At 66.9% G+C, this 23,040-nt stretch carries 36 protein-coding genes; 35 read left to right on the top strand and 1 reads right to left on the bottom strand.

Annotation, left to right across the window (positions count from 1 at the left end; all coding sequences use genetic code 11):
- Positions 1 to 49 precede the first annotated feature (49 nt).
- The 35 genes from tuf (at position 50) to truA (ending at position 20,489) form a co-directional block, all read left to right on the top strand.
- Positions 50 to 1,243, top strand: a complete 1,194-nt coding sequence (tuf, locus tag AB0J69_RS04980) for an elongation factor Tu (RefSeq protein WP_364112959.1) — start codon at positions 50 to 52, stop codon at positions 1,241 to 1,243.
- 266 nt (positions 1,244 to 1,509) lie between these two features.
- On the top strand, positions 1,510 to 1,818 hold the full coding sequence (rpsJ, locus tag AB0J69_RS04975) for a 30S ribosomal protein S10 (protein WP_012887830.1): 309 nt from the start codon (positions 1,510 to 1,512) through the stop codon (positions 1,816 to 1,818).
- Between the two features lie 14 nt (positions 1,819 to 1,832).
- Positions 1,833 to 2,486, top strand: a complete 654-nt coding sequence (rplC, locus tag AB0J69_RS04970) for a 50S ribosomal protein L3 (protein ID WP_364112957.1) — start codon at positions 1,833 to 1,835, stop codon at positions 2,484 to 2,486.
- Positions 2,483 to 3,130 (top strand): 50S ribosomal protein L4, encoded by a 648-nt coding sequence (rplD, locus tag AB0J69_RS04965; RefSeq protein ID WP_364112955.1) that lies wholly within the window; start codon positions 2,483 to 2,485, stop codon positions 3,128 to 3,130. The genes rplC and rplD overlap by 4 nt, the downstream gene beginning before the upstream one ends.
- Entirely contained in the window at positions 3,130 to 3,432 is a 303-nt protein-coding gene (gene rplW, locus AB0J69_RS04960) for a 50S ribosomal protein L23 (protein WP_125644678.1), read from the top strand. Before rplD ends, rplW begins: the two co-directional genes overlap by 1 nt.
- Positions 3,433 to 3,534: 102 nt before the next feature.
- On the top strand, positions 3,535 to 4,371 hold the full coding sequence (gene rplB / locus AB0J69_RS04955; protein ID WP_043623439.1) for a 50S ribosomal protein L2: 837 nt from the start codon (positions 3,535 to 3,537) through the stop codon (positions 4,369 to 4,371).
- A gap of 11 nt (positions 4,372 to 4,382) precedes the next feature.
- On the top strand, positions 4,383 to 4,661 hold the full coding sequence (rpsS, locus tag AB0J69_RS04950; protein WP_049572698.1) for a 30S ribosomal protein S19: 279 nt from the start codon (positions 4,383 to 4,385) through the stop codon (positions 4,659 to 4,661).
- 24 nt (positions 4,662 to 4,685) lie between these two features.
- Entirely contained in the window at positions 4,686 to 5,039 is a 354-nt protein-coding gene (gene rplV / locus AB0J69_RS04945) for a 50S ribosomal protein L22 (protein WP_103960883.1), read from the top strand.
- On the top strand, positions 5,039 to 5,890 hold the full coding sequence (rpsC, locus tag AB0J69_RS04940; protein WP_364112952.1) for a 30S ribosomal protein S3: 852 nt from the start codon (positions 5,039 to 5,041) through the stop codon (positions 5,888 to 5,890). Before rplV ends, rpsC begins: the two co-directional genes overlap by 1 nt.
- Positions 5,891 to 5,892: 2 nt before the next feature.
- Positions 5,893 to 6,312, top strand: a complete 420-nt coding sequence (rplP, locus tag AB0J69_RS04935; protein WP_106253402.1) for a 50S ribosomal protein L16 — start codon at positions 5,893 to 5,895, stop codon at positions 6,310 to 6,312.
- The gene (gene rpmC / locus AB0J69_RS04930; RefSeq protein WP_364112950.1) at positions 6,312 to 6,548 is read left to right on the top strand and encodes a 50S ribosomal protein L29; all 237 of its coding nucleotides are present in this window, start codon (positions 6,312 to 6,314) and stop codon (positions 6,546 to 6,548) included. The genes rplP and rpmC overlap by 1 nt, the downstream gene beginning before the upstream one ends.
- Positions 6,541 to 6,828 carry a 30S ribosomal protein S17 gene (gene rpsQ, locus AB0J69_RS04925; protein ID WP_364112948.1) on the top strand — a complete coding sequence of 96 codons (288 nt, stop codon included), beginning with the start codon at positions 6,541 to 6,543 and terminating at the stop codon, positions 6,826 to 6,828. Before rpmC ends, rpsQ begins: the two co-directional genes overlap by 8 nt.
- A 273-nt stretch (positions 6,829 to 7,101) precedes the next feature.
- Complete coding sequence (rplN, locus tag AB0J69_RS04920; protein WP_026214151.1) at positions 7,102 to 7,473, top strand: 50S ribosomal protein L14; 372 nt, start codon at positions 7,102 to 7,104, stop codon at positions 7,471 to 7,473.
- 8 nt (positions 7,474 to 7,481) lie between these two features.
- Positions 7,482 to 7,787 carry a 50S ribosomal protein L24 gene (rplX, locus tag AB0J69_RS04915; RefSeq protein ID WP_364112977.1) on the top strand — a complete coding sequence of 102 codons (306 nt, stop codon included), beginning with the start codon at positions 7,482 to 7,484 and terminating at the stop codon, positions 7,785 to 7,787.
- Positions 7,787 to 8,362, top strand: a complete 576-nt coding sequence (gene rplE / locus AB0J69_RS04910; protein ID WP_364112946.1) for a 50S ribosomal protein L5 — start codon at positions 7,787 to 7,789, stop codon at positions 8,360 to 8,362. Before rplX ends, rplE begins: the two co-directional genes overlap by 1 nt.
- A 4-nt stretch (positions 8,363 to 8,366) precedes the next feature.
- Complete coding sequence (locus tag AB0J69_RS04905) at positions 8,367 to 8,552, top strand: type Z 30S ribosomal protein S14 (protein ID WP_020542298.1); 186 nt, start codon at positions 8,367 to 8,369, stop codon at positions 8,550 to 8,552.
- A gap of 153 nt (positions 8,553 to 8,705) precedes the next feature.
- Positions 8,706 to 9,104, top strand: a complete 399-nt coding sequence (rpsH, locus tag AB0J69_RS04900) for a 30S ribosomal protein S8 (protein WP_106253393.1) — start codon at positions 8,706 to 8,708, stop codon at positions 9,102 to 9,104.
- A gap of 16 nt (positions 9,105 to 9,120) precedes the next feature.
- Complete coding sequence (gene rplF / locus AB0J69_RS04895) at positions 9,121 to 9,663, top strand: 50S ribosomal protein L6 (protein ID WP_364112944.1); 543 nt, start codon at positions 9,121 to 9,123, stop codon at positions 9,661 to 9,663.
- A 2-nt stretch (positions 9,664 to 9,665) separates the two neighbouring features.
- The gene (gene rplR, locus AB0J69_RS04890) at positions 9,666 to 10,049 is read left to right on the top strand and encodes a 50S ribosomal protein L18 (protein WP_103960876.1); all 384 of its coding nucleotides are present in this window, start codon (positions 9,666 to 9,668) and stop codon (positions 10,047 to 10,049) included.
- Between the two features lie 28 nt (positions 10,050 to 10,077).
- Positions 10,078 to 10,707, top strand: coding sequence for a 30S ribosomal protein S5 (gene rpsE / locus AB0J69_RS04885; RefSeq protein WP_173521477.1), 630 nt, complete (start codon positions 10,078 to 10,080; stop codon positions 10,705 to 10,707).
- Between the two features lie 2 nt (positions 10,708 to 10,709).
- Positions 10,710 to 10,892 carry a 50S ribosomal protein L30 gene (gene rpmD / locus AB0J69_RS04880; protein ID WP_080043226.1) on the top strand — a complete coding sequence of 61 codons (183 nt, stop codon included), beginning with the start codon at positions 10,710 to 10,712 and terminating at the stop codon, positions 10,890 to 10,892.
- Positions 10,893 to 10,894: 2 nt separating this feature from the next.
- The gene (gene rplO, locus AB0J69_RS04875; protein WP_364112941.1) at positions 10,895 to 11,350 is read left to right on the top strand and encodes a 50S ribosomal protein L15; all 456 of its coding nucleotides are present in this window, start codon (positions 10,895 to 10,897) and stop codon (positions 11,348 to 11,350) included.
- Positions 11,351 to 11,518: 168 nt separating this feature from the next.
- Positions 11,519 to 12,823, top strand: a complete 1,305-nt coding sequence (secY, locus tag AB0J69_RS04870; RefSeq protein ID WP_364112939.1) for a preprotein translocase subunit SecY — start codon at positions 11,519 to 11,521, stop codon at positions 12,821 to 12,823.
- A complete protein-coding gene (locus tag AB0J69_RS04865) occupies positions 12,823 to 13,473 on the top strand; it encodes an adenylate kinase (protein ID WP_364112937.1) in 651 nt (216 codons plus the stop codon). The genes secY and AB0J69_RS04865 overlap by 1 nt, the downstream gene beginning before the upstream one ends.
- A 111-nt stretch (positions 13,474 to 13,584) precedes the next feature.
- Entirely contained in the window at positions 13,585 to 14,394 is an 810-nt protein-coding gene (map, locus tag AB0J69_RS04860; RefSeq protein ID WP_364112935.1) for a type I methionyl aminopeptidase, read from the top strand.
- Positions 14,395 to 14,409: 15 nt separating this feature from the next.
- Entirely contained in the window at positions 14,410 to 14,841 is a 432-nt protein-coding gene (locus AB0J69_RS04855; protein ID WP_364112933.1) for a DUF1707 domain-containing protein, read from the top strand.
- 103 nt (positions 14,842 to 14,944) lie between these two features.
- Positions 14,945 to 15,349: a hypothetical protein gene (locus AB0J69_RS04850; RefSeq protein WP_364112931.1), complete on the top strand. Its 405-nt coding sequence runs from the start codon at positions 14,945 to 14,947 to the stop codon at positions 15,347 to 15,349.
- Between the two features lie 289 nt (positions 15,350 to 15,638).
- Positions 15,639 to 15,860, top strand: a complete 222-nt coding sequence (infA, locus tag AB0J69_RS04845) for a translation initiation factor IF-1 (protein ID WP_012887858.1) — start codon at positions 15,639 to 15,641, stop codon at positions 15,858 to 15,860.
- Between the two features lie 89 nt (positions 15,861 to 15,949).
- Positions 15,950 to 16,063, top strand: a complete 114-nt coding sequence (gene rpmJ, locus AB0J69_RS04840) for a 50S ribosomal protein L36 (RefSeq protein WP_003956441.1) — start codon at positions 15,950 to 15,952, stop codon at positions 16,061 to 16,063.
- A gap of 211 nt (positions 16,064 to 16,274) precedes the next feature.
- Positions 16,275 to 16,655, top strand: a complete 381-nt coding sequence (rpsM, locus tag AB0J69_RS04835; RefSeq protein WP_043623489.1) for a 30S ribosomal protein S13 — start codon at positions 16,275 to 16,277, stop codon at positions 16,653 to 16,655.
- A gap of 45 nt (positions 16,656 to 16,700) precedes the next feature.
- Positions 16,701 to 17,105 carry a 30S ribosomal protein S11 gene (gene rpsK / locus AB0J69_RS04830; RefSeq protein ID WP_020542285.1) on the top strand — a complete coding sequence of 135 codons (405 nt, stop codon included), beginning with the start codon at positions 16,701 to 16,703 and terminating at the stop codon, positions 17,103 to 17,105.
- 23 nt (positions 17,106 to 17,128) lie between these two features.
- Positions 17,129 to 17,755 (top strand): 30S ribosomal protein S4, encoded by a 627-nt coding sequence (gene rpsD / locus AB0J69_RS04825; RefSeq protein ID WP_346113072.1) that lies wholly within the window; start codon positions 17,129 to 17,131, stop codon positions 17,753 to 17,755.
- A gap of 105 nt (positions 17,756 to 17,860) precedes the next feature.
- Positions 17,861 to 18,877 carry a DNA-directed RNA polymerase subunit alpha gene (locus AB0J69_RS04820; protein WP_043623495.1) on the top strand — a complete coding sequence of 339 codons (1,017 nt, stop codon included), beginning with the start codon at positions 17,861 to 17,863 and terminating at the stop codon, positions 18,875 to 18,877.
- Between the two features lie 127 nt (positions 18,878 to 19,004).
- The gene (gene rplQ, locus AB0J69_RS04815) at positions 19,005 to 19,559 is read left to right on the top strand and encodes a 50S ribosomal protein L17 (protein ID WP_364112928.1); all 555 of its coding nucleotides are present in this window, start codon (positions 19,005 to 19,007) and stop codon (positions 19,557 to 19,559) included.
- Between the two features lie 78 nt (positions 19,560 to 19,637).
- Positions 19,638 to 20,489 (top strand): tRNA pseudouridine(38-40) synthase TruA, encoded by an 852-nt coding sequence (gene truA / locus AB0J69_RS04810; RefSeq protein ID WP_364112926.1) that lies wholly within the window; start codon positions 19,638 to 19,640, stop codon positions 20,487 to 20,489.
- Here the strand turns inward: truA and AB0J69_RS04805 are convergent, their stop codons facing one another.
- On the bottom strand, positions 20,490 to 22,781 hold the full coding sequence (locus AB0J69_RS04805; RefSeq protein WP_364112924.1) for a hypothetical protein: 2,292 nt from the start codon (positions 22,779 to 22,781) through the stop codon (positions 20,490 to 20,492).
- Positions 22,782 to 23,040 lie beyond the last annotated feature (259 nt).

Genomic DNA, 23,040 nt, shown 5'->3' with positions numbered 1-23,040 from the left:
GGCCCGAGTGTGTAGACGAAAGTCAGTCAGATTCTCAAGGAGAGAACCAGTGGCTAAGGCCAAGTTCGAGCGGACCAAGCCGCACATGAACATCGGCACCATTGGGCACATCGACCACGGCAAGACCACGCTGACCGCGGCGATCACCAAGGTGCTTCACGACCGTTTCCCCGAGCTCAACAAGGCGACCCCGTTCGACAAGATCGACAAGGCGCCCGAGGAGAAGGCTCGCGGCATCACGATCTCCATCGCGCACGTCGAGTACCAGACCGAGAAGCGTCACTACGCTCACGTTGACTGCCCCGGTCACGCCGACTACGTGAAGAACATGATCACCGGTGCCGCTCAGATGGACGGCGCCATCCTGGTGGTCGCCGCCACCGACGGCCCGATGCCGCAGACGAAGGAGCACGTCCTCCTGGCCCGCCAGGTCGGCGTCCCCTACATCGTCGTGGCTCTCAACAAGGCCGACATGGTCGACGACGAGGAGATCCTCGAGCTCGTCGAGCTCGAGGTCCGCGAGCTTCTGTCCGCTCAGGAGTTCCCCGGCGACGACCTGCCCGTCGTCCGCGTCTCCGCCCTCAAGGCTCTCGAGGGTGACGAGAAGTGGGCCGACAGCATCGTCGAGCTCATGAACGCCGTGGACGAGAACGTTCCCGAGCCCCCGCGTGAGACGGACAAGCCGTTCCTCATGCCGGTCGAGGACGTCTTCTCGATCACCGGTCGCGGTACGGTCGTCACCGGCCGTATCGAGCGCGGTATCGTGAAGGTCAACGAGCAGGTTGACATCATCGGTATCAAGGAAGAGAAGACGACCACCACCGTCACCAGCATCGAGATGTTCAACAAGATGCTCGACGAGGGTCACGCCGGCGACAACGCCGCTCTGCTCCTCCGTGGTATCAAGCGCGAGCAGGTCGAGCGCGGCCAGTGCATCATCAAGCCGGGCACGACCACCCCGCACACCGAGTTCACCGGCCAGGTCTACATCCTGTCCAAGGACGAGGGCGGCCGCCACACGCCGTTCTTCAACAACTACCGCCCGCAGTTCTACTTCCGTACGACTGACGTGACCGGTGTGGTGAACCTCCCCGAGGGCACCGAGATGGTCATGCCGGGTGACAACACCGAAATGCGCGTTGAGCTGATCCAGCCCATCGCCATGGAGGAAGGCCTCAAGTTCGCGATCCGTGAGGGTGGCCGTACCGTCGGCGCCGGCCGGGTCGTCAAGATCATCAAGTAGCTGAACCGTCGGGGTGGCGGTCGGCCCCGGACCTCGGGACCGACCGCCGCACCACGTAAGGCCCCATGCAAGGCGCCGTGATCCAGCAGTAGCTTCGGCCGGCGGTGGAGACACAGTGACCGAAGTCACTGCCGGATCACGGAAGAAAAGGCAGATCGACTACGTCTGCCTCGTGGGGTCAGTGCGGGCTAGACCTGCATGAACACACAGCGGCAACAGGCCGCACGATACTTTTTCAGACGACAGCGAAGGACACCGAGGCCATTATGGCGGGACAGAAGATCCGCATCCGGCTTAAGGCCTATGACCACGAGGTCATCGATAGCTCGGCCAAGAAGATCGTCGAGACGGTGACGCGGACTGGCGCGAAGGTCGCAGGCCCGGTGCCGCTGCCGACCGAGAAGAACGTGTACTGCGTCATCCGCTCGCCGCACAAGTACAAGGACAGCCGCGAGCACTTCGAGATGCGCACGCACAAGCGGCTGATTGACATCATCGACCCGACCCCCAAGACGGTTGACTCGCTCATGCGGCTCGACCTCCCCGCGGGTGTCGACATTTCGATCAAGCTCTGAGGGAACGCACTGACATGGCTAAGACGATCAAGGGCGTCCTGGGCAAGAAGCTCGGCATGACCCAGGTCTTCGACGCGGACAACCGGATGGTGCCGGTGACCGTGGTCGAGGCCGGTCCGTGCGTGGTGACCCGCGTCCGCACTGCCGACAAGGACGGCTACTCCGCCATCCAGCTCGGGTTCGGGCAGGTCGACCCCCGGAAGGTCAACAAGCCGCTCGGCGACTACCTGCGTAAGCACGACATCACCCCGCGCCGTTACTTCGCGGAGATCCGCACCGACGACGCGAGCGACTACACCCTGGGCCAGGAGCTGCTGGCCGACACCTTCGAGGCCGGCCAGTTCGTCGACGTGACGGGCAAGAGCAAGGGCAAGGGCTTCGCCGGCGTCATGAAGCGGCACGGCTTCGGTGGTCTGGGCGCGTCGCACGGTACGCAGCGCAAGCACCGCTCGCCGGGTTCCATCGGTGGCTGCGCCACCCCGGGCCGCGTTTTCAAGGGTCTGCGCATGGCTGGCCGGATGGGTAACGTCCGCACCACCGTGCAGAGCCTGAAGGTTCACGCCGTGGACGCCGAGAACGGTCTCATCCTGATCAAGGGTGCGATCCCCGGTGCCAACGGCAGCCTGGTCCTCGTCCGTACCGCTGCCAAGAAGGGGGCTGCCAAGTGAGCACCACTATTGACGTCCTCGACGCCAGCGGCGCGAAGACCGGCACGGTTGACCTGCCCGAAGACATCTTCGGCGCCAAGGTCAACATTCCGCTGATCCACCAGGTGGTCGTGGCCCAGCTCGCCGCTCGCCGGCAGGGCACCCACAAGGCCAAGACCCGTGGTGAGGTCTCCGGCGGTGGCAAGAAGCCGTACCGCCAGAAGGGCACCGGCCGCGCCCGTCAGGGTTCGACCCGTGCGCCGCAGTTCACCGGCGGTGGCACTGTCCACGGCCCCGTCCCGCGTGACTACGCGCAGCGGACGCCCAAGAAGATGAAGGTCGCCGCCCTGCGTGGCGCCCTGTCCGACCGGGCCGGCGGCGGTCGCGTCCACGTGGTGAGCTCCCTGGTCACGGGCGAGACGCCCAAGACCAAGGCCGCTCTGGAGGCCCTGCGCAAGATCACCGAGTCGGCGCGCGTTCTCGTCGTGGTCGACTCGGACGACGAGCTGACCTGGCTGAGCCTGCGCAACGCTCCGGAGGTCCACCTGCTGGACGCCGGGCAGCTCAACACCTACGACGTGCTCGTGCACGACGACGTGGTCTTCACCCAGGAGGCGTACGACCAGGTCGTGTCGCGGCTGAGTGGCGGGAAGGAAGACGCCTGATGGAGAAGATCGCCGACCCGCGCGACATCATCATCAAGCCGGTCGTCTCTGAGAAGAGCTACGGCCTGATCGATGAGAACAACAAGTACACGTTCCTGGTGCGGAAGACCGCGAACAAGACCCAGGTCAAGATTGCCGTAGAGCAGATCTTCGGGGTCAAGGTCACCAGCGTGAACACCATCAACCGGCAGGGCAAGCGCAAGCGCACCCGTACCGGTTTCGGCAAGCGTCCCGACACCAAGCGCGCCATCGTGAGCCTGGTGGAGGGCGATCGGATCGACATCTTCGGTCAGATCGGCTGACAGCCATAGAAGTGAGTGGGCCGAGAGGTCCGCGGGGCTGAGACCGTCGCACTCCGGTGCGGCGGGCTCACCCATGTAACCGACGAAGGATGAACGAAAAAGATGGGCATCCGTAAATACAAGCCGACGACTCCGGGTCGCCGCGGATCGAGTGTCTCGGACTTCTCCGAGATCACCCGCAGCACCCCTGAGAAGTCGTTGCTTGCACCCCTTCACAGCAAGGGCGGCCGGAACGTACACGGCCGAGTCACCGCTCGCCACCAGGGCGGCGGTCACAAGCGCGCCTACCGGATCATCGACTTCCGTAGGCATGACAAGGACGGCATCCCGGCGAAGGTCGCTCACATCGAGTACGACCCCAACCGCACCGCCAACATCGCTCTGCTCCACTACGCCGACGGTGAGAAGCGCTACATCATCGCGCCGACGGGTCTCAAGCAGGGTGACCGCATCGAGAACGGCCCGGCCGCCGACATCAAGCCGGGCAACTGCCTGCCGCTGCGCAACATCCCGACCGGTACCTTCATCCACGCGGTGGAGCTCCGTCCGGGCGGTGGCGCCAAGCTCGGCCGTTCCGCGGGCGCCCAGATCCAGCTGCTCGCCAAGGAAGGCACGTACGCCACGCTGCGTATGCCCTCTGGCGAAATGCGCATGGTCGACGTGCGCTGCCGCGCCACGGTGGGCCAGGTCGGCAACGCCGAGCAGGCCAACATCAACTGGGGCAAGGCCGGCCGTATGCGGTGGAAGGGCAAGCGCCCGACCGTTCGTGGTGTCGCGATGAACCCCGTCGACCACCCGCACGGTGGTGGTGAGGGTAAGACCTCCGGTGGTCGTCACCCGGTGAACCCCAAGGGCAAGCCCGAGGGCCGTACCCGTCAGGCGAACAAGGCCAGCGACAGGCTGATCATCCGCCGTCGGTCCAAGAGGAAGAAGCGGTAGGAGCAGCCGAAATGCCACGTAGCCTTAAGAAGGGTCCCTTTGTGGACGAGCACCTTCAGAAGAAGGTCGACGTCCAGAACGAGAAGGGCACCAAGAACGTCATCAAGACGTGGTCGCGGCGCTCCATGATCGTTCCCGACATGCTCGGGCACACGATCGCCGTGCACGACGGCCGCAAGCACGTCCCGGTGTTCGTCACCGAGTCGATGATCGGTCACAAGCTCGGAGAGTTCGCCCCCACGCGTACCTTCCGCAGCCACGTCAAGGAAGACCGCCGCAGCCGGCGGTAAGCGTCCCGAAAGTAGGAGAAAGCGATGGAAGCCAGGGCTCAGGCGCGGTTCGTCCGTGTCACGCCCCTCAAGGCCCGCCGCGTGGTGGACCTTATTCGCGGGCTGCCCGCTTCGGAGGCGCAGGCCGTGCTGCAGTTCGCTCCCCAGTCGGCGAGCGAGCCGATCTACAAGGTGCTCAGCTCCGCCATGGCGAATGCCGAGCACAATTTCGATCTCGACCCCAGCACGCTCGTCGTGAGCCGCGCGTGGGTCGACGAGGGCCCGACGCTGAAGCGGTTCCGTCCGCGTGCACAGGGTCGCGCCTATCGGATCAACAAGCGGACGAGCCACATCACCGTGATCGTGGAGTCCCGCGAGCCGAAGGGAAGGACCCGATAGTGGGCCAGAAGGTTAACCCGCACGGGTTCCGCCTCGGCATCACGACCGACTTCAAGAGCCGGTGGTACGCCGACAAGCTGTACAAGGCATACGTCGCCGAGGACGTGGCGATCCGCCGCATGCTGCAGAAGGGCATGGAGCGGGCCGGCATCTCCAAGGTCGAGATCGAGCGCACGACGGACCGCGTGCAGGTGGACATCCACACCGCGCGTCCCGGCATCGTGATCGGCCGCCGCGGCGCCGAGGCGGACCGTATCCGTGGCGACCTGGAGAAGCTGACCAAGAAGCAGGTCCAGCTGAACATCCTCGAGGTCAAGAACCCCGAGATCGACGCTCAGCTGGTCGCCCAGGGCGTCGCCGAGCAGCTGTCCAGCCGTGTCTCGTTCCGCCGCGCCATGCGCAAGGCGATGCAGTCGGCCATGAAGTCCGGCGCCAAGGGCATCCGTGTCCAGTGCTCCGGTCGTCTGGGCGGCGCCGAGATGTCCCGGTCGGAGTTCTACCGCGAGGGTCGCGTGCCGCTGCACACCCTTCGCGCGGACATCGACTACGGCTTCTACGAGGCCCGTACGACCTTCGGCCGCATCGGCGTGAAGGTCTGGATCTACAAGGGCGAGGCTCCGACGAGCCGCGCCGAGCGTGAGGCGGCTGCCGCCGGCGCTCGGGCCGGCCAGCGTCGTGACCGCGACGACCGTCGCGGTGGCGGCGGCGGCGGTGACCGTCCGCGTCGTGGTGGCGGTGACCGCCCCCGTCGTGGTGGTGGCCGCGGCGACCGCGCCCCCCGCACCGAGGCGGCCTCGCAGGCCGCCCCCGAGACCGGCCCGGCTGCGCAGCCGGGTGCTGAAGGGAGCTGACCATGCTGATCCCGCGCAGGGTCAAGCACCGCAAGCAGCACCGGCCTGACCGCAGCGGAGCCGCCAAGGGTGGCACCAGGGTCGTGTTCGGCGAGTTCGGCATTCAGGCGATTGAGCACTCCTACGTGACCAACCGCCAGATCGAGTCCGCTCGTATCGCCATGACCCGTCACATCCGCCGTGGCGGCAAGGTGTGGATCAACATCTACCCCGACCGTCCCCTCACCAAGAAGCCCGCCGAGACCCGCATGGGTTCCGGTAAGGGCTCGCCGGAGTGGTGGATCGCCAACGTCAAGCCCGGACGCGTGATGTTCGAGCTGTCCGGCGTGGCGGAGTCGGTCGCGCGTGAGGCGCTCACCAGGGCGATCCACAAGCTGCCGATGAAGTGCAAGATCGTTAAGCGTGAAGTGGGTGAGGCGTGATGGCTAAGGGCCTGACCGCCGGCGAGCTGCGAGTGGAGGACGAGGACACCCTCGTCCAGAAGCTCAAGGAAGCCAAGGAGGAGCTGTTCAACCTCCGTTTCCAGGCAGCGACCGGTCAGTTGGAGAGCCACGGGCGGCTGCGTGCCGTCCGCCGCGAGATCGCCCGTATCTACACCGTGATGCGCGAGCGCGAGCTGGGCATCGTCACGGTCGAGAAGGAGACGAGCGATGGCTGAGACCGAGACCACCGAGACGACGAACGAGCAGCGGAACTTCCGCAAGGTCCGTGAGGGCCTCGTGGTGAGCGACAAGATGGACAAGACCGTCGTCGTCGCCGTCGAGGACCGCGTCAAGCACCGTCTGTACGGCAAGGTCATCCGCCGTACGACCAAGTACAAGGCGCACGACGAGGCCAACGCCTGTGGCGTCGGCGACCGCGTGCTGCTGATGGAGACCCGCCCCCTCTCCGCCACCAAGCGGTGGAGGGTCGTGGAGATCCTCGAGAAGGCCAAGTAACCCGGGCCCTCTCTGATACACCGCGCCTCGTGGGGGCTCTCAGAGCCCCCATGACGGCGTCCAAGGACGCGGGGCCTCCCGGCCTCGCGTCGCCTGCGGTGCGGCGCCCTACGGGGCGCTGTGGCCGGGGGAACAAGACAATGACAGGTTCCGCCAGGCTCACGCGAAAGCTCTGCTTTCGCGAGTCCCAGGAAACGTGCGAAGCACGTCTTCCGGGGTTCGCGGGGGCGGAGACCCCGCGGGAGAACCGGCGCGACTAACAGGAGTTCAGACGTGATCCAGCAGGAGTCGCGGCTCAAGGTCGCCGACAACACGGGTGCGAAGGAGATTCTCTGCATCCGTGTTCTCGGTGGCTCGGGCCGACGCTACGCCGGTATCGGCGACGTCATCGTCGCCACTGTCAAGGACGCGCTGCCGGGCAGCACGGGCGTCAAGAAGGGCGACGTGGTCAAGGCCGTCATCGTCCGCACGGTCAAGGAGCGCCGCCGGCCCGACGGCTCCTACATCCGCTTCGACGAGAACGCCGCGGTCATCATCAAGGACAGCGGTGACCCTCGTGGCACTCGTATCTTCGGCCCGGTCGGCCGCGAGCTGCGCGACAAGAAGTTCATGCGCATCATCTCGCTCGCCCCGGAGGTGCTGTAATGCCGAAGCTGCATGTGAAGAAGGGTGACCTGGTTCAGGTCATCGCCGGCAAGGACAAGGGTGCCAAGGGTCGCGTGATCGCCACGCTGCCGCGCGAGGACCGCGTGGTGGTCGAGGGCGTCAACATGATCAAGAAGCACACCAAGGAGACCCACCAGGGCCCGCGCGGCGCCAAGACCGGCGGCGTGCAGACCATGGAGGCTCCGCTCCACGTGTCCAACGTGAAGAAGCTCAAGGACGACAAGCCCGCCGAGAAGAAGGCCGACGACGAGAAGGTCGACAACAAGGCCGACGAGACGGGTGAGGACAGCTGATGACTGCCACCACCACTGAGACCGAGCGCCCGACGCCGCGACTCAAGACGAAGTACCGCGAGGAGATCGCGGCCCAGCTTCGCGAGCAGTTCGGCATCGAGAACGTCATGCAGATCCCGGCCCTGACCAAGATCAAGGTCAACATGGGCGTCGGCGAGGCGGCTCGCGACTCCAAGCTCATCGAGGGTGCCGTTCGCGACCTCACCTCGATCACCGGCCAGAAGCCGGCCGTCGTCCGGGCGCGCAAGTCCATCGCCCAGTTCAAGCTGCGCGAGGGCATGCCGATCGGCGCTCACGTCACGCTGCGCGGCGACCGCATGTGGGAGTTCCTCGACCGGCTGCTGGCGCTCGCGCTGCCCCGTATCCGGGACTTCCGCGGTCTGTCGCCCAAGCAGTTCGACGGCAACGGGAACTACACCTTCGGTCTGACCGAGCAGGTCATGTTCCACGAGGTCGACCAGGACAAGGTCGACCGGCCGCGGGGCATGGACATCACGATCGTGACCACGGCGAAGAACGACGACCAGGGCCGGGCGCTGCTGAAGCTCCTCGGCTTCCCGTTCAAGGAGGCCTGATCCAATGGCGAAGAAGTCGCTGATCGCCAAGGCGGGGCGCAAGCAGAAGTTCGAGGTCCGGGCATACACTCGTTGCTCGCGCTGCGGCCGGCCGCGTGCGGTCTACCGCAAGTTCGGGCTGTGCCGCGTGTGCTTCCGCGAGATGGCGCACCGGGGCGAGCTGCCCGGCATCACCAAGTCGAGCTGGTAGATAACCTGGGGGGCGGTCTCGCGCCGTCCCCCAGGCACTCATATTCGGTAGTAGAAGACAGGACGCACTCCGCGTCCGTGACCACGCCGTAGGTCCACCGGTAGAGCATCGCGCTTCACCGACTGGAAACCGCGGCGAGGAAGGCCACTGGCCATGACGATGACCGACCCGATCGCAGACATGCTCACACGTCTGCGCAATGCGAACTCGGCGTACCACGAAAGCGTGTCGATGCCGTACTCGAAGATCAAGGCGCACATCGCCGAGATCCTCCAGCAGGAGGGTTACATCCAGGCTTGGACCGTCGAGGACGCCAAGGTTGGGAAGAACCTCGTGGTGGAGCTCAAGTTCGGGCCCACCCGTGAGCGGTCGCTCGCGGGCCTGCGCCGGGTTTCCAAGCCCGGTCTGCGGGTTTATGCAAAGAAGGACAACCTGCCTCGAGTCCTGGGCGGGCTGGGCGTCGCGATCATCTCGACGTCCGCCGGTCTCATGACCGACAAGCAGGCCGGCAAGCGTGGTGTGGGCGGGGAAGTCCTCGCCTACGTCTGGTAGAGGGGAGGAACACAGCATGTCGAGAATCGGACGGCTGCCCATCCCTGTGCCCACCGGCGTAGACATCACGATCGACGGCCGGGATGTCCAGGTCAAGGGCCCGAAGGGCACGCTTTCTCACACGGTCGCCGAGCCCATCGCTGTGGCTCGCGACGAGGACGGCGCCATTGCCGTCACCCGCCCGAACGACGAGAACAAGGTCCGTGCGCTGCACGGTCTGTCCCGGACGCTGATCGCCAACATGGTGCAGGGCGTCACTCAGGGCTACTCCAAGAGCCTTGAGATCGTCGGCGTGGGTTACCGCGTCCAGGCCAAGGGGCCGACGCAACTGGAGTTCTCTCTGGGCTTCAGCCACCCGGTCATCGTCGACGCCCCCGAGGGCGTCACCTTCCGCGTCGAGAAGCCGACCCTGTTCCACGTGGACGGCATCGACAAGCAGAAGGTCGGCGAGGTCGCGGCCAACATCCGCAAGTTGCGCAAGCCTGACCCGTACAAGGGCAAGGGCGTGCGTTACCAGGGCGAACAGATCCGCCGCAAGGTCGGAAAGGCTGGTAAGTAGGCATGGCTCCGAAGACTGCGTTCAGCAAGCACACGGCTGCCCGCACCGTCTCGCGGGCCCGCCGTCACCGCCGCGTCCGCAAGAACGTCGTCGGTACGACTGCGCGCCCGCGTCTGGTCGTGAACCGTTCGACCCGTCACATGTTCGTCCAGATCGTGGACGACACCGTCGGCCACACGCTGGTGAGCGCGTCCACCATGGACCCCTCGCTGCGCACGCTGGAGGCGGACAAGACGGAGAAGGCCAAGAAGGTCGGCGAGCTCCTCGCTCAGCGGGCCAAGGAAGCCGGGATCACGGCGGTCGTGTTCGACCGCGGTGGCAACCGCTACGCCGGGCGCATCGCTGCTCTGGCGGACAGCGCCCGCGAAGGCGGGCTCGAATTCTGATGACCGCAATTGAGATGAGGAACCACTGATGGCTGCAGCTCCGCGTCGCGGTGGCGGCACCGGTGGCGAGCGGCGGGACCGTCGTGACGATCGCCGCGGTGGCGCCGCCGACAAGGGCGTCTCGTACATCGAGCGCGTAGTGAAGATCAACCGAGTGGCCAAGGTCGTGAAGGGTGGTCGTCGCTTCAGCTTCACCGCCCTCGTGGTCGTCGGTGACGGCAACGGCCTGGTCGGCGTCGGCTACGGCAAGGCCAAGGAAGTCCCCGCGGCCATCGCCAAGGGCGTCGAAGAGGCGAAGAAGCACTTCTTCAAGGTGCCTCGGATCCAGGGCACCATCCCGCACACCGTGCAGGGCGAGGAGGCGGCTGGTGTCGTCTTCCTGCGTCCGGCCTCGGCCGGTACCGGCGTCATCGCCGGTGGCCCGGTGCGCGCGGTCCTGGAGTGCGCCGGCATCCATGACGTGCTGTCCAAGTCGCTCGGCTCGGACAACCCGATCAACATCGTGCACGCCACTGTGGCGGCTCTGAAGGGCCTCTCGCGCCCCGAGGAGATCGCCGCCCGCCGTGGCCTGCCGATCGAGGACGTCGCTCCGCCGGCGATGCTGAAGGCTCAGCGCGAAGGCATCGCAGAGGCCGCGGCGGCGAAGGCGGTGAGCTAGTCATGGCACGCCTGAAGATCACTCAGGTTCGCTCGAAGATCGGTGGCAAGCAGAACCAGCGTGACTCGCTGCGTTCGCTTGGCCTGAAGCGAATCGGCGATGTCGTCGTCAAGGAGGACCGTCCCGAGATTCGCGGGATGGTCTCCGTGGTGACGCACCTCGTCGAGGTGGAAGAGGTCGACTAGTCATGACTGACAAGGCTCCGCTCAAGATTCACGACCTGCGTCCTGCCCCCGGCTCCAACAAGGCCAAGATCCGCAAGGGTCGTGGCGAGGCGTCGAAGGGCAAGACGGCCGGTCGCGGCACCAAGGGCAGCCACGCCCGTACGACGGTCCCCCTCGGCTTCGAGGGTGGCCAGGTGCCGCTGCAGAGGCGTCTGCCGAAGCTCAAGGGCTTCTCCAACGCCCTGTTCAAGACGACCTACCAGGTCGTCAACCTTGACAGGATCGGCGAGCTGTTCCCCGAGGGTGGCGAAGTCACCGTCGAGACGCTGGTCGCCAAGGGTGCTGTTCGCAAGAACCAGCTCGTGAAGGTGCTCGGCACCGGCGAGATCTCCGTCGCGGTGAACGTGCAGGCTCACGCCTTCTCGTCCTCCGCCAAGGAGAAGATCGCCGCTGCCGGTGGTTCCGTTACCGAGCTGTAAGAGCTATTACGAGGCGTGGGGGCTTTGACAATGGGCCCCCACGCCCGTAGTGCGTTAGAGTTCGCGAGACGGCAGGCTTCTGTCCGGCTCGTTTGACATGAGACTTCAGATGGCAGATCCCCGCACCATCGCATACTCACACCGCCGTAAAGGCGCGCAGGAGGGACCGTGCTGACCGCGTTTACCCGGGCGTTCCGGACACCGGACCTGCGCAAGAAGTTGCTCTTCACCCTGGGCATCATCGCGCTTTTCCGTCTCGGCTCGGTTCTTCCGACTCCGGGAGTCCACGTCCAGAACCTCGCCGCCTGTTTCGATCAGGCCCGTAGTGGCGAAACCGGCAACATCTACGGGATGGTCCAGCTGTTCAGCGGCGGCGCGCTGCTGAAGCTTTCGGTGTTCGCGCTGGGCATCATGCCGTACATCACGGCGAGCATCATTCTGCAGCTGCTCGTCGTGGTCATTCCACGTCTCGAAGCGCTGAAGAAGGAAGGCCAGGCCGGCCAGACCAAGATCACGCAGTATACGCGTTATCTGACCATCGGGCTCGCCGTCCTGCAGTCGACCGCCTTCATCGCGCTGGCCCGTACCGGCCAGCTCTTCCCGAACTGCCAGCAGGACGTTCTGCTCGACCCCGACAACATCTTCCAGATCGTGACGATGGTCATCATCATGACCGCCGGTACGTCCGTGATCATGTGGCTCGGTGAGCTCATCACCGACCGTGGCGTCGGCAACGGCATGTCCATCCTGATCTTCACCCAGGTCGTCGCGGTCTTCCCGTCCGAGCTGGCCAACATCTTCCAGGCGAACAAGTTCACCTTCGCCGTGGTGCTGGTCGTCGGCGTCTTCATGATCGCCGCCGTGGTGTTCGTCGAGCAGGCCCAGCGCCGCATCCCGGTGCAGTACGCCAAGCGCATGGTGGGCCGCAGGATGTACGGCGGCACGTCCACCTACATCCCGCTGAAGGTCAACCAGGCCGGCATCATCCCGGTCATCTTCGCGTCCTCGCTGCTCTACCTGCCTCAGCTGGTCACCTCGCTCTTCTCGACCAGCGAAAACGTGGTGATCACCTGGATCTCGCAGAACCTGGCCACCGGCGACACGCCGATCTACATGGCCACGTTCTTCCTGCTGATCATTTTCTTCACGTACTTCTACGTGTCCATTACGTTCAACCCCGCTGAAGTCGCCGACAACATGAAGAAGTACGGTGGTTTCATTCCGGGCATCCGTCCCGGCCGTCCGACGGCTGAATACCTGAACTTCGTGCTCACCCGTCTGACCGCGCCTGGCGCGCTCTATCTGGGTCTCATCTCCATGGTCCCGATCGTCGCGCTGGCGGTGGCCGGTGCGAGCCAGAACTTCCCGTTCGGAGGGACGAGCATTCTGATCATGGTAGGCGTCGGCCTGGACACGGTGAAGCAGATCGAGAGCCAGCTGCAGCAGCGTAACTACGAAGGTTTCCTGCGGTAGTGCGTCTCGTTCTGGTCGGGCCCCCCGGAGCGGGTAAGGGGACACAGGCCCAGTACATCGCATCGAACCTGTCCATCCCGAAGATCTCGACAGGTGACATCTTCCGTGCCAACGTCTCGGGCGGCACGGACCTTGGCAAGCTGGCCAAGACGTTCATGGACCGTGGCGACCTGGTGCCCGACGAGGTCACCATCGCCATGGTCCGCGACCGTCTGTCCGAGGACGACGCGCAGGACGGTTTCCTGCTCGACGGCTTCCCGAGGAACGTCGCGCAGGCGGAGATCCTGCGCGACATGCTCAAGGACTGGGGCCAGGCGCTCGACCTCGTGCTCGAGCTCGTCGTCGACGACGACGAGGTGGTCAGGCGACTGGCCGGCCGGCGCACCTGCAGCCAGTGCGGGCGCATCTGGCACGTCGAGTTCGACGACAAGAAGGACGACAGGTGCGACGCGTGCGGGGGCGCGTTGTTCCAGCGTGACGACGACAAGGAGGAGACCGTCAGGCACCGCCTGGAGGTCTACCAGGAGCAGACGGCACCGCTGGTCTCCTACTACGCCGACGAGGACATCCTGGTCGGCGTCGACGCGACCGGACCGGTCGAAGAGGTCACGCAGCGTGCCATGGACGCGATCCGGCCGTTCATGGGATAGCCGAAGCACGACCGATTTGCGGAGGTGGCACGGGTTTCCGTGCCACCTCGCGGCTATTGTGGGGGGAATTGGGCTCCCACCGTGGCCCGTTGAGACCCAGGGGGGCAGAAGATGTTCAAACGCAACAGACACGGCATCCAGATCAAATCGCCGGAGCAGCTGGAGAAGATGCGCTCGGCCGGCCTCGTGGTGGGGCGCACGCTCGACCTGCTGAGGCGCACCGTCGAGCCCGGGATGACGCCGCTCGACCTCGACGTCGTCGCCGAGAAGGCGATCAGGGATGAGGGCGCGATCCCGTCGTTCAAGGGCTACCAGGGCTTCCCCGCGACCATTTGCGCGTCGGTGAACGACGAGGTGGTGCACGGCATCCCGACGAACGCCCGCAAGCTGCGCGAGGGGGACATCATCTCCATCGACTGCGGGGCGATCCTGGACGGGTGGCACGGCGACTCGGCGGTGACCGTACCGGTCGGCGAGGTGGACCCCAAGCTGACCGAGCTGATGCGGATCACGGAGGAGGCCATGTGGCGCGGCATCGCCGCGCTGACCCCCGGCCGCCACCTGTCGGACATCGGCTACGAGGTCGAGCGGTACGTGAAGTCGCAGGGCCGCTTCGGCATCCCGCCCGAGTACGGCGGCCACGGCATCGGCACCGAGATGCACATGGACCCGTGGATCGCCAACCACGGCAAGCCCGGCCGCGGCCCGGTGCTGGAGGAGGGCATGTGCCTGGCCATCGAGCCCATGGTGAACCTGGGCACCGAGCGCACCCGCGTGCTGGCCGACGACTGGACCGTGGTCACGATTGACGGCAAGCACTCCGCACACTTCGAGCACAGCGTCGCCGTGACACATAATGGTCCTTGGGTGCTTACCGCCCTGGACGGGGGCAAAGAGCGCCTGACCCAACTGCAGAACTAGCCGGGAGTGGGTGGGATGGCGAACAGCCCCGAGATGCGTGCCTCCGACGTCGACCGCGATCGTGTCGCCGCCATCCTCCGCGAGCACACCGCGCAGGGCCGCATCACGATGGAGGAGTTCAACGAGCGGCTGGAGGAGCTCTACCGCAGCAAGACCTACGGTGAGCTGGCCAAGCTGACGGTTGACCTGCCCGATGTGGACATGCGCCACCTGCCCGCCAGGGCGGCCCCCGCGCCGGCGCCCGAGCAGCGCCGCATGCATTCGGGGATGATGGCGGCCTGGAGCGCCTGGGCCGTGGCCAGCGGCATCAACTGGGTGATCTGGCTGATCGTGAGCATCACGTCGGGTGACCTGGTCTATCCGTGGCCGCTGTGGGTCATGGGCCCGTGGGGCGTGATCCTGCTGATGAGCACCATCTTCGGCAACGGCCATCCGAAGCGCTCCTGAGGACTTTGTGCACTAGTGCACTGTGTGCATTCGTCCGCAGTCCGGATACGTCCGGATTCCTAACGTGAGGTGTGTCGAGAACACCACTCACGAAGGAAACCAAATGCGTAAGGTCCTTGCAGCAGCCGCCTTCGCCGGCTCGATCGCCGTCACCGGACTCGCCGTCGCCCCCGCCGCCCAGGCCGCCACCGCCACCGCCACTCAGGCGAGCAGCTCCATGGGTAACTGGGGCAAGTACTACTCCAGCAACAACAAGGCCTACACCTACGGCAAGACCTACAAGTCGGGCAAGAAGGTCTACACCCGGTGGTACGGCAAGGAGTACTCGCCGAAGTACGGCTACGTCTGGTTCAAGTACTACTCCGGCGGCAAGTGGCACAAGTTCTACCGCCAGTGGAACGGCTCGTACAACGAGACCTGGTCGGGCAAGGGGATCTCGAAGATCTACACCTACACCTGCTGGGGCGGCAAGAACAAGTACTGCGGTTCGGTGCACCGCATCTACTAGGAAGCCCCCGTTCCGTGGAAGGCCCGCCGAGAATCTCCGGCGGGCCTTCCGCCATGCCGGAGCGGGGGATGTCGCGCGGAGCGTGGGGTACACTCTTACATGGTTGTGTCAGGACACCTGGCACGCGTTTCGCGTTTTGGGCTCAGGTGTCGTACACTCCTTAGTCGGCTCACTATGACTATCACGCGTCGGCGATCTTTGCTGATCGTCGCTCTCTTCGAAGCGTGAAGGTCGCGGCTGCGTAGTGAACCGGAGCCTCAGACGACCGATCAGTGAAACGCGAGGAATTTTGGCCAAGAAAGACGGCGCCATCGAGATCGAGGGCACTGTGGTCGAGTCGCTCCCGAACGCCATGTTCCGGGTTCAGCTCGACAACGGCCATAAGGTCCTGGCCCACATCAGCGGACGGATGCGGATGCACTACATCCGGATCCTTCCTGACGACCGGGTTGTCGTTGAACTGAGCCCCTACGACCTGAGTCGTGGGCGGATCGTCTACCGATACAAGTAACGACTGAATCCGCAGCGTAGCGAAGACATTCCGTCGTGAGACGCGAGCTTCGCCCGCAAGGAAGCAACGTCTGAGGAACACGAAGGACAATGAAGGTAAAGCCGAGCGTCAAGAAGATCTGCGACAAGTGCAAGGTGATCCGCCGGCACGGTCGCGTCATGGTGATCTGCGACAACCTGCGCCACAAGCAGCGCCAGGGTTAGTCGCCGCAAGGCTCCTCCGAGTCCGCCCCATCAGGGAGCGGGCTCGACGCATGAGGAGCCTGAGTCAGTAATCGCGTGTCACGCCTGAGCAGGCGACTCCGGTCGAACCACTCAGGAGACCCCCGGTCGGAGGCCGGGGCCCTCACCCCGGGCATTGGGGAGGGGTTGTGAGGCGCAAGACCTCCGCCACAAAGAAGGAGAATGCCCGACCATGGCTCGCCTGGTTGGCGTCGACCTCCCCCGCGACAAGCGGCTGGAGATCGCTCTCACCTACATCTACGGAATCGGCCGCACCCGCGCCCAGGAGATCCTCCAGGCCACCGGTGTCAGCGGTGACCTCCGGGTCCACCAGCTCAGCGACACCGAGCTCGTCCCGATGCGTGACTACATCGAGGCGAACTTCAAGATCGAGGGTGACCTGCGCCGTGAGGTTCAGGCCGACATCCGTCGCAAGATCGAGATCGGTTGCTACCAGGGCATCCGGCACCGCAAGGGCCTGCCCGTGCACGGTCAGCGCACGCAGACCAACGCGCGCACCCGTAAGGGCAAGAAGAAGACCGTCGCCGGCAAGAAGAAGCCCGGTAAGAAGTAGTCCACGCAGCCGCGGGACCGAAGACCTCAGGAGTGAAGGCAAAGAATGCCTCCTAAGAGCCGCCAGGGTGCGCCTAAGAAGGTGCGCCGCAAGGAGAAGAAGAACGTCGCTCATGGGCACGCCCACATCAAGAGCACGTTCAACAACACGATCGTCTCGATCACCGACCCGAACGGGAACGTGATCTCCTGGGCCAGCGCCGGCCACGTGGGTTTCAAGGGCTCCCGTAAGTCCACCCCGTTCGCCGCTCAGATGGCCGCCGAGAACGCCGCTCGTCGCGCCATGGAGCACGGCATGCGCAAGGTCGACGTCTTCGTCAAGGGTCCCGGCTCCGGCCGTGAGACCGCGATCCGCTCGCTGCAGGCCACCGGCCTCGAGGTGGGCTCGATCCAGGACGTCACCCCGGTTCCGCACAACGGTTGCCGGCCGCCGAAGCGCCGCCGCGTCTGAATTAGCCCAGGAGATACAGAGAAATGGCTCGTTACACGGGCGCGGACTGCAAGCTCTGCCGTCGCGAGAAGACCAAGCTCTTCCTCAAGGGCAGCAAGTGTGAGTCCGCCAAGTGCCCCATCGAGATCCGTCCTTACCCGCCGGGTGAGCACGGCCGCGGTCGTCCGAAGGACACCGAGTACCAGCTTCAGCTTCGCGAGAAGCAGAAGACCCGGCGCATCTACGGCGTCCTCGAGAAGCAGTTCCACAACTACTACGAGGAGGCCGCGGGCAAGACCGGCAAGTCGGGTGAGGTGCTGCTCCAGATCCTGGAGAGCCGTCTCGACAACGTCGTCTACCGCGCCGGTTTCGCTCAGTCGCGCGACGCCGCCCGCCAGCAGGTCCGTCACGGGCACTTCCTGGTGAACGGCAAGAAGGTCGACATCCCGTCCTACCGCGTTCGCGAGCACGACATCATCGAGGTCCGCGAGACCAAGCGCAACCTGCTGCCGTACGAGGTGGCTCGCGCCACCGCCGGCGAGCGCACGGTTCCCGCGTGGCTCGGCGTCGTGCCGGACAAGCTCCGCGTCCTGGTTCACCAGCTGCCGGTTCGCCAGCAGATCGACACCCAGGTCCAGGAGCAGCTCATCGTCGAGTACTACTCGAAGTAAGTAGTCACTCGTCCGGTCCGGGTGCGGGAGACCGCACCCGGGCTAGGCTGTTTATCGGAGTGGCGTCATATAGCGGGCGCCACACGAAAAGGGGAGAACCCGAACATGCTGATCGCTCAGCGTCCGACTCTTCTCGAAGAGTCGATCGACGAGACCCGGTCCCGATTCGTCATCGAGCCGCTGGAGCCGGGCTTCGGCTACACCATCGGCAACTCGCTGCGTCGCACGCTGCTGTCGTCCATCCCGGGCGCGGCCGTGACGAGCATCCGCATCGAGGGCGTCCTGCACGAGTTCTCGACCGTTCCCGGGGTCAAGGAAGACGTCACCGACATCATCCTCAACCTCAAGGAGCTGGTCGTCTCCTCCGAGCACGACGAGCCGGTCGTGATGTACCTGCGCAAGCAGGGCCCGGGTGAGGTCACCGCCGCCGACATCGCGCCTCCGGCCGGTGTCGAGGTGCACAACCCCGAGCTCCGCATCGCCACCCTCAACGGGAAGGCGAAGCTGGAGATGGAGCTGACCGTCGAGCGCGGTCGCGGCTACGTCTCCGCCGCCCAGAACAAGCAGCCGGGTCAGGAGATCGGCCGGATCCCGATCGACTCGATCTACTCCCCGGTGCTCAAGGTCACCTACAAGGTCGAGGCGACCCGAGTCGAGCAGCGTACCGACTTCGACCGCCTCATCCTCGACGTCGAGACCAAGCCCGCGATGAAGCCCCGCGACGCGGTGGCCTCCGCCGGCAAGACCCTCGTCGAGCTCTTCGGCCTGGCCCGCGAGCTCAACGTCGAGGCAGAGGGCATCGACATCGGCCCGTCGCCGACCGACGCCGCCCTGGCCGCAGACCTGGCGCTGCCGATCGAGGAGCTGAACCTCACCGTTCGCTCCTACAACTGCCTCAAGCGCGAGGGCATCCACACCGTGGGTGAGCTCGTCGCCCGCAGCGAGCAGGACCTGCTCGACATAAGGAACTTCGGCGCCAAGTCGATCGAAGAGGTCAAGCAGAAGCTGCACGAGATGTCGCTGGCGCTCAAGGACTCCCCGCCCGGGTTCGACCCGAGCGCGGTGGCCGGCGGCGGCTACGACGACGACGACAGCGCGTACGTCGAGACCGAGCAGTACTGATCTTCGCTTTTCCCCGCGCCGCCCGTGCGGCGCGGGGTTCAATAACGGACCGCGCGAGCGACCGCGGTCCGGCCCGACTCCGGTACCTGGTACGGCCGGGGCGGGTTGATCCAGGAGGAGAAAGACCATGCCCAAGCCCACCAAGGGTGCACGTCTTGGCGGCAGCCCGGCGCACGAGCGGCTGATCCTGGCGAACCTCGCCACCGATCTGTTCCGCTACGGCAAGATCCGTACGACGGTCGCGAAGGCCAAGCGCCTGCGCCCGCTGGCGGAGCGCCTGATCACCAAGGCGAAGAAGGGCGACATCCACAACCGGCGTCAGGTCCTGACCGTCGTTCGGGACAAGGGCGTCGTGCACCACCTCTTCACCGAGATCGCGACGACGTTCGCCGAGCGTCCCGGTGGCTACACCCGCATCACCAAGATCGGTGCGCGTAAGGGCGACAACGCCCCCATGGCGGTCATCGAGCTGGTGACCGAGCCGCTGAACGGCGTCACGACCCGCCGCACCGAGGCTCCCGCCGCTGCCGCCGCGCCCGCGCCGGCCGCCGAGGAGACCGAGGCGCCGGCGGCCGAGGAGGCCACCGAGGCCAAGGCCGAGACTGCTGAGGCTCCCGAGGCCGCCGCCGAGGAGACCCCGGCCGCCGAGGCTCCCGCCGAGGCGAAGAAGGACGAGGCCTGATCTTCCAGGCCGGATGAGACGGGCCCGGATCCCCTTGCGGGGGTTCGGGCCCGTTTTCCATATCTAGGGAGGATCATCGTGGTACGGCTCCGCCTCGACCTCGCGTACGACGGGACCGACTTCTCGGGATGGGCCAGGCAGCCGGGGCTGCGCACGGTGCAGGGGGAGATCGAGCAGGCGCTCGGGCGGATCCTGCGGCTCGGCGGGCCGGCCGAGCTGACCGTGGCGGGGCGTACAGACGCGGGGGTGCACGCGCGGGGGCAGGTCGCTCACGTGGACGTGGCCGAGGGGTCGCTGGGCGAGCTCGACGGGAACCGGGGGACGCTGGGCGTCGATGAGCGGCTCTCTGCGCTCGTGAGGCGGCTCGGTGGGGTCCTGGAACCAGATGTACGGATTTATCGGGTCTCGGTGGCTCCTGAGGGCTTTGACGCACGGTTCTCGGCGATGTTCCGCCGGTACGCGTACCGGGTGGGTGACGGCCCTGGCGGTGTCGACCCGCTGCGGCGGCGAGAGGTGGTCTGGCACAACCGGCCGCTGGATCTCGGGACGCTGAACGCGGCCGCCGCGCGGTTGCTCGGCGAGCACGACTTCGCGGCGTTCTGCAAGAAGCGCGAGGGGGCCACGACGATCCGGGAGCTGCAGCGGCTGGACTGGGTGCGGCAGGCGGACGGGGTGCTGGTGGCCACCGTGGTGGCGGACGCCTTCTGCCACTCGATGGTGCGGGCGCTGGTGGGGTCACTGCTGGCGGCCGGGGACGGGCGGCGGCCGGTGGAGTGGCCGGGCGAGGTGTTGACGCGGGCCGTACGCGACTCCGCCGTGCACGTGGCTCCGGCGCACGGGCTGTGCCTGGAGGAGGTCGGTTACCCGCCGGAGGCCGAGCTCGCCGCGCGGGCCCAGGCCACGCGGCGAGTGCGTACGGCGTCCGAGTGATCAGTTGCCGGTGATGCGGCGTTCCAGCACGAGCGAGGTCTGGTCGCGGAACGCGCCGCTGACCTTGGGCAGCGTCTTCTCCTTGGCCGCCGGGGTGTGGCCGTCGGCGTGGGTGGCGTAGCTGAAGACGATGTAGCGGCCCCAGACCAGGCCCGCGGCGTAGCCGCCGGCGATGTGCACGCGCTCGCCGCCCGAGCCGGAGGCGCCGGGGAGCGGGCGGAACCAGATGTTGCGGGAGAGGTTCTTCGCCTGGTCGGCGGTGGCGGCGGCGTCCTTGTCAGGCAGCACGGCGATGCCGGTGGTGACGGCGTAGCGGCGCTTGCTGTCGACGTACGTGGCCCGCAGCACGCGGCTGCACTTCTGCTCCTTCAGCGCGTCGGCGAAGTCCCCGGTGGCGGCCTTGTCGCAGGTCGTCTCCATGTCCGCCTTGACCCTGGTGAACGTCGTGCCCGCCGCGCTCACCTTCTTCTTCGGGAACGCCTCCGACAGCGACAGCTTCTGCGGGTCGGTCTGCTCGGAGTTGAGCACGGACGTGCCGGCCCCGTCGGCGGGCGGGGCGGCGGACGGCTCCGTGTCGGTCGGCGGGGTGGACACGGCGGGGCGGGACTCGGCCGCCGTGGGCGTCCCGGGGCTCAGGGTCTGGACGGCGAAGAATCCCGCCGTCGCCACGCCGGCCAGGGCCAGCGCCCCCAGCGTCACCAGCAGGGCCCGCTTGCTCTTGCCCGGAGGCGGGGGTGGGGGCGGGGTCTGGAACGGGGGCTGCTTGAACGCTCCCGGTGGGAACGCGGGGCTGCCCGTGGGGGGTGTGGGCAGGTCGAGGGAGGTCGAGGCCTTCTGGCCCCAGGTGTCTCTGGAGAACGGCAGCTCGGGCAGCTTGTCACCGGCAGGGGGGAGGGGAGGCCAGACGGGTACGTCGCCGGGCTCCGGGGGACGGATGGACGGGTTGGCGGGGTCGCGCCTGGCCGCGTTCGGGTCGAAGTAGTGGGCTGGGCGGGTGGTGTCGTCCTGCTGTCGGGCGGGGTCGTTGCGGACGGCGGGGCGGGTGTCGGCGTGCTCCGCCACGGGGGCGGACAGGGGGACCTTGCGGTCGGGCGTGGCGTCGGGCCCGCCCGGGGCCGGTGGCCGGGTGTCCGGTCGGGCCGCTTCCGAGTCGTCTGGGTAGGCGGTTGCCGGGAGCCGGAGGCCCGGCCGGGTGTCGCCTGACTGGTCGTCGGGCTCGGGGATGTGCGGGACGGCCGGGGCCGGGGCTGGGGCTGGGGCTGGGGCTGGGTGGACGGTGGCGGACTGCGTGGTGTCCGGGTCCGTGCGGGTGCTGTCGGCCTGCGGGGTGCCCGGCTGGGCGGGTGCGGGGTGGTTCGGGTTCGGGTCCGGAATTGGGTTCGGGCCGGACGCCGGGTGCTGGGCTGCCGTGGGGTGCTGGGCGGTGTCCCGTTCTGCGGCGTTCGGGGCGAAGAGGTGGGCCGGGCGGGTGAAGCCCTCCGGGTTGGTGGCGTTCGGGTCGAAGGGCTGGCTCGGCTCGTCGGCGTCGGGCTCGGCCACCAGCTCGCCCGTGGCGGCCGGCCAGGGTGGCACGGCGTTCGGGTCGGTGACGGGCGCGGGCCAGACCGGCATGCCCGCCGCGGCGGCGGTGAACGCGGGCGGCGGCTCCCAGGGCGGCGCACCGGGCACCACCGGCTCGACCGGCCAGCTGCCGGGCTGCTCGCCTGGGGCTTGCTTCGGCTCGTCCCACGGGCGGATGTCGTGGAGCCGCCCGGGCCGGGTCTGGTCGCTCGCCGCCTGAGGCGTGTGCGGCTCGCCGGGCCAGGCGTGCTCGGGCTCGACCTCGAAGGCCGTGTGGTCGGTCTGGGGCGTGCCGAAAGGCGCGTGGTCGCTCTCAGGCGCGGCGAAGGCTGTGTGGTCGGTCTGGGGCGTGCCGAAAGGCGCGTGGTCGCTCTCAGGCGCGGCGAAGGGAGCGGGGTTGGTCTCTGCCGTGCCGAAGGGCGCGTGGTCCGTATCGGGTGTGCCGAAGGGCGTGGGGGTGGTCTCGGGCGCGCCGAAGGGCGGGGCGTCGGTGGGGGGCGGGCCGAAGGCGTGCTGGCCCGCCTGTGCCGGGATGAACGGCTGGTGCTCCTGGTGCGGCAGGCCCGGCGGTCGGAGGCCGGGCTGTGGTGCGCCGAAGGGCTCCGGCGGGATCACCTCGGGGTCGGTGGGGTCGGAGAACCAGTCGTACGGGACGTCGTCGTCGCCGCCCGGCACCTCCCATGGCTGGGCGCCGGGCGGCCCCTCCAGATCCGGCGGAGGGGGCCCCTGCAAGACGGGAGGGACGGGACGCGCCTCGGCGTCCGCCGCCTCATCGGATGGTGTGGACGCCGGTGGAACGTCTCGCCCGCTGGTCTGGCCGAAGCTCGGCGGTGGCGTCGCGGGGACGGCCGAGCGGTCGGCTTCCCTGCGATCGTGCTCAGACCCGGGTTCCTGGCCACGCATAGCTGGAGCCTAGCGAGAGTAGCGAGATCGTTATGTCGGTATGGGTGTTCCCAGAGGCATCCGGCATCCCCTTCAGGCACATTTGACG

The organism is Nonomuraea sp. NPDC049709, from assembly GCF_040674815.1.
GTDB lineage: Bacteria > Actinomycetota > Actinomycetes > Streptosporangiales > Streptosporangiaceae > Nonomuraea.
The sequence above is the reverse complement of the archived record's forward strand: the minus strand, read 5'-3'. Positions and strand labels throughout refer to the sequence as shown.